The sequence below is a fragment of the Nocardioides sp. genome, assembly GCF_035429765.1.
Taxonomy (GTDB): domain Bacteria; phylum Actinomycetota; class Actinomycetes; order Propionibacteriales; family Nocardioidaceae; genus Nocardioides.
The window spans coordinates 1-4,658 of record NZ_DAOMFK010000226.1 but is presented as its reverse complement, the minus strand read 5'-3'; the positions used below and the strand labels follow the sequence as shown (position 1 = coordinate 4,658).

The following is a 4,658-nucleotide window of genomic DNA, read 5'->3' as shown; positions in this document are numbered from 1 at the left end:
GGGCCGAGGGTGAGACCCGTGCCGACGTGGCCCGCCGCGTCGACCGGGGCGACCCCGGACCGGTGTCCTACGAGATCGGTGGACCCGACGACCCGGACCGCGCCGAGAGCGACGCGGATCGATGAGTCGCCCGGTGGTGACCGCGGCTCGGCGGGTCGTGGTGAAGGTCGGGTCCTCCTCGCTGACCAGCGCGGCGGGGGGCATCGACGCCGCGCGGGTGCAGGCGCTGGTCGACGCGCTGGCCGAGGTCCGCGCCCGCGGCGTGGAGGTCGTGCTGGTCTCCTCCGGGGCCATCGCCGCCGGGCTGGCCCCGCTGGGCATGCCGCGGCGCCCCCGGGCCCTGCCCGCGCAGCAGGCCGCAGCCTCGGTGGGGCAGGGGATCCTCGTGCACCGCTACACCGAGGAGCTCTCCCGGCACGGCATCGTGGCCGGCCAGGTGCTGCTCACCGTCGACGACGTGACCCGGCGATCGCACTACCGAAACGCCTACCAGACCTTCGCCAAGCTGCTCGAGCTGGGCGTCTTGCCGATCGTCAACGAGAACGACACCGTGGCCACCACCGAGATCAGGTTCGGCGACAACGATCGGCTCGCCGCACTGGTGGCCCACCTGGTGCACGCCGACCTCCTGGTCCTGCTCAGCGACGTCGACGGCCTGTACGACGGGGACCCGGGGCGCCCCGGTGCCGCCCTGGTCCGTGAGGTCGCCTCCGGGGCGGACCTGCGCGGGGTCACGCTCGGGCGGGCCGGTGCCGCCGGCGTGGGCACCGGAGGCATGCGCACCAAGCTGGACGCCGCCCGGATCGCCACCGGCGCCGGGATCCCCGTGGTGCTCACCTCGGCCGAGCGGGCCGGCGAGGCCCTCTGCGGCGACCGGGTCGGGACCCTGTTCCACGCGACCGGGCGGCGCCGTCCCACCCGGCTGCTCTGGCTGGCCCATGCCACCGAGCCGAGGGGCACGGTGCTGCTCGACGCCGGCGCGGTGCGGGCGGTGGTGGAGCGCCGGGCGTCGCTGCTGGCAGCCGGGGTCACCGGCGCCACCGGCTCGTTCGAGGCCGGTGACCCGGTGGATCTCGTCGACCCGTCGGGCGTGCCCGTCGCCCGCGGCCTGGTCAACTTCGACGCCGCGGAGATCCCGTCCCTGGTCGGCCGCTCCTCGCGCGAGCTGAAGCGAGAGCTCGGGGCGGCGTACGAGCGCGAGGTGGTCCACCGCGACGACCTCGTCCTGCTCTGACGGGTGTCGCTCCCCGCGACTCGACCCGAGCGCTGGTCGCGCGGGTAGGTCCGGCGCTTGCTGACTTCGGCGAGGGGCTGCTGGAACGGGCAGCCACTGAGTGCGAACAGGTGCGCGAAAAGTGTTATCGACTCGTGATCTGGGGTCTGTGGGTAACCCCGGTTTCAGGGGCTGGGATGTCGGTGCCGGGTGGTGGGATGGAGGCATGTCGATCCTCCTCGAGCCCACCGGCGTGACCCCGGGCTCACCGGCCGCAGTGTTGGGTGTGGCACGCGCGGCGCGCGCCGCGGAGCTGGCCGCGGGGGCGCAGGTGCTGCACGCGGCAGTCGAGTGGGCGGGCATGCACCAGCCGCTCGACCCCCGCGAGGCGGTGGAGCTGGGCGTGTTCGGCGGCTGCGTGCCGGTCGCGGGTGAGGGCTGTCCGCTGATCTCGGAGTTCGCGGTGGCGGAGTTCGCCGCCGCGGTCGGCCTGACCACCGAGGCCGGCAAGCGGCTGGTGGGGCACGCGGTCGAGCTGGCGCACCGGCTGCCGAGGACCTGGCAGCTGGTGGTCGAGGGTGTCCTGGCGGCGTGGAAGGCCCGCCACGTCGCCGAGCACACGCTGCTGCTGTCCCGCGAGGCGGCGGGTTTCGTCGATGCCCACGTGGCCTCGGTGGCCGGGAAGGTCGGCCCGGTCCAGCTGGACCGGATCGTGCTGGAGGCCAAGCGCCGGCACATGCCCCAGGTGTTGGAGTCCGAGCACGACCCCGACACCGCCCGGGACCGGCGGGGGGTGTGGGTGCGGACCGGGCAGGTCAGCTACGACGGGGTGGTCGGGGTGGAGGCCCACCTCGACCTGGGTGATGCCCTCGACCTCGACGACGCCCTCGCTGACCTCGCGCAGCAGCTGAAGCTCGCCGGGTCCGCGGAGCCCCTCGAGGTGCGCCGCGCCGCCGCGTTGGGCGAGCTCGCGCGTCACCAGCTCACCCTCACCCTCGCCGACCCCGCCCGGGACGAGACCGGCGAGGCACTCGGGCTGCGGAACCCCCGCCGCCGGCCGAAGGCGGCCGCGCGCCCGGTCACCTTGTACCTCCACCTGTCCGAGGCCGCCCTCAGCGGCGCGGGTGGGCAGGTGGGTCGGTGTGAGAACACCCGGACCCCGATCGATGTCCAGGTGGTCCGGGACTGGTGCGGCCCGGGCAGCACGGTGACCGTCAAGCCGGTGATCGACCTGCGCGCCCATGTCGGGGTGGCGCAGTACGAGGTCCCCGACCGGCTCAAGGAACGCGTGGTGCTGCGCGACGTCCAGTGTGTCTTCCCCTGGTGCACCCGCCCCGCCCGGACGGCGTGCGACTGCGACCATGTCATCGCGCACGGCACGGGCGGCCCGACCTGCACGTGCAACCTCGCGGCGTTGTGTCGCCACCACCACCGGGTCAAGACCCACACCGCGTGGCGCTACACCATGGTCGAAGAGGGCGTGTTCGTGTGGACCAGCCCGCACGGGTACGTGTTCCTGCGCGACCGTTCCAGCACCACCGACGTCACTCCCACGGGGAACGTCCCGCACCCCGGCTGTCCCCCCGACGCTGGCGACCACGCGGGCACCGACCCACCCGACCGGTAGCTCAGCGCCCACCCCGAATCTCACACGCTGCCACGGCGTGGCACGGAGTCTGGATCGTGGTTCGGCGCGAGGCGGTAGTTTCGGCCCATGGCGGACTCGATCGTGAACGCGCTCGCGGCCGAGTGCTGGGAGGCGACCCTCCAGCGGGAGCCCACCTGGGCACACCTGCTGGGCCGCATGGAGTTCGCCGGCCTCTTCGAGCATGCCTCACGCGAGGCCGAGGACGCGTACCTGGCCACCCTGTCAGGAGTGCTTGCGAGGGTCGAAGCGGTCGACGGTGCGCGCCTCGACCGCCAGGACCGGCTCACCCGCGACTTCCTGCTCAGCCACCTGCGTCGCACGATCGACCTGCTCGAGTCCCGGCTCACGGACTTCGCAGTGGACTCGGTGTGGGGTGTACAGACGATGCTGGGTGTGAATGCCGGGCTGTTCGGTGTTCCGGATGCGCAGGTCGCCGCAGCCATGGTCGACAAGGTGGCCGGAATCGGCACCTACTTCGTCGAGCTCGCTGAACGCTTGCGGCACGGCATCGCCGGCGGGCGCGCAGCACCGTCCTTCTCGGTTGCTGAGACACTCGCTCAGCTGGATGCATTGCTGGCAACCCGGGCTGCCGACAATCCCGCCGTGCGTCCGCTCATGGCTCCCGACGACGTCGATGAGTCTGCCTGGCGCGATGACCTCGCCCAGGCCGTCACCGACCATCTGCTGCCCGGCCTCGCGACGTACGCCGCGGTCCTGCGCGAGGACGTCCTGCCGGTCGCGCGACCCGACGACCGGGTCGGCCTGTGTGCCCTCCCGGGCGGCCGGGAGGCCTACGACGCGGCACTGAGGTACTACACGACCACGACGATGACTGCCGAGGAGATCCACCAGCTCGGCCTCGACACGGTCGCCGCGCTCGCGGAGGAGTACCGCGTGCTGGGTCCGGAGGCGGTCGGGCGTTCCGAGCTGTCCGAGATCTTCCGGCTCATGCGGGAGGACCCAGACCTGCACTACAACGACGGTGAGAGCTTGGTCCGCGACAGCGAGGAAGCGATGGCTCGCGCGTGGGCCGCCATCCCTGAGTGGTTCGAGACGCTGCCGGAGGCTTCCTGCGGGGTCACCGGGGTCACCACGGGCCCGATGGCCTACTACTTCCCGCCGGCGACGGACGGCACGCGTGGGGGCTCGTTCTTCGTCAACATCAGCGACCCGACGTCATGGGGCACCTTCGAGCTGGAGTCGCTGGCCTTCCACGAAGGGATCCCCGGGCACCACCTGCAGCTCACGATCGCCTCCGAGCTACCGCAGGAGGTCCCCGAGATACGCAAGCACGCACCGCCGGACGCCTACGCGGAGGGCTGGGGTCTCTACACCGAACGCCTCGCCGACGAGATGGGGCTCTACTCCTCCCCGTTGGCTCGCATGGGCATGCTCTCGGCCGACTCGCTCCGAGCATGCCGGCTCGTGGTGGACACGGGCATCCACCCCCTCGGCTGGTCGCGGGAACAGGCGGTGCAGTTCATGCTTGACAACTCCCCCCTCACAGAGGGTGTCATCCGCCCGGAGATCGACCGCTACATCCTGCTCCCTGGACAGGCGACCAGCTACATGGTCGGACGGGTGGAGATCCAGCGCATCCGACGAGAGGCCGAGGAGAGGCTGGGTGATGCCTTCGACATCAAGGCGTTCCACACCGCGATCCTCGCCCAAGGCGGGTTGCCTCTGGATCTCCTCGAGCGCGCAGTCGTCGCCGCCGTCGGCTAGAGACCCGAGGCTGCGTCGGGCTACCGGCTCGCGTCTGAGAGGTCGATTCCGCGCTCGGTGGCGAGGGCTTGG

General features: G+C 72.1%; 3 protein-coding genes. All 3 read left to right on the top strand.

Annotated elements, in window-relative coordinates; all coding sequences use genetic code 11:
* Positions 1-121 precede the first annotated feature (121 nt).
* The 3 genes from proB to PLP61_RS15040 all read left to right on the top strand — a co-directional run bounded on the left by proB (position 122) and on the right by PLP61_RS15040 (position 4,586).
* Entirely contained in the window at positions 122-1,234 is a 1,113-nt protein-coding gene (gene proB / locus PLP61_RS15050; protein WP_324503569.1) for a glutamate 5-kinase, read from the top strand.
* A gap of 205 nt (positions 1,235-1,439) precedes the next feature.
* Complete coding sequence (locus PLP61_RS15045; protein WP_324503568.1) at positions 1,440-2,840, top strand: HNH endonuclease signature motif containing protein; 1,401 nt, start codon at positions 1,440-1,442, stop codon at positions 2,838-2,840.
* Between the two features lie 87 nt (positions 2,841-2,927).
* Positions 2,928-4,586 carry a DUF885 domain-containing protein gene (locus tag PLP61_RS15040; protein WP_324503567.1) on the top strand — a complete coding sequence of 553 codons (1,659 nt, stop codon included), beginning with the start codon at positions 2,928-2,930 and terminating at the stop codon, positions 4,584-4,586.
* Positions 4,587-4,658 lie beyond the last annotated feature (72 nt).

Bases quoted from the DNA above. Each gene is read 5' to 3' on its own strand.
- proB (WP_324503569.1), top strand. From the start codon at position 122: ATGAGTCGCCCGGTGGTGACCGCGGCTCGGCGGGTCGTGGTGAAGGTC.
- PLP61_RS15045 (WP_324503568.1), top strand. From the start codon at position 1,440: ATGTCGATCCTCCTCGAGCCCACCGGCGTGACCCCGGGCTCACCGGCC.
- PLP61_RS15040 (WP_324503567.1), top strand. From the start codon at position 2,928: ATGGCGGACTCGATCGTGAACGCGCTCGCGGCCGAGTGCTGGGAGGCG.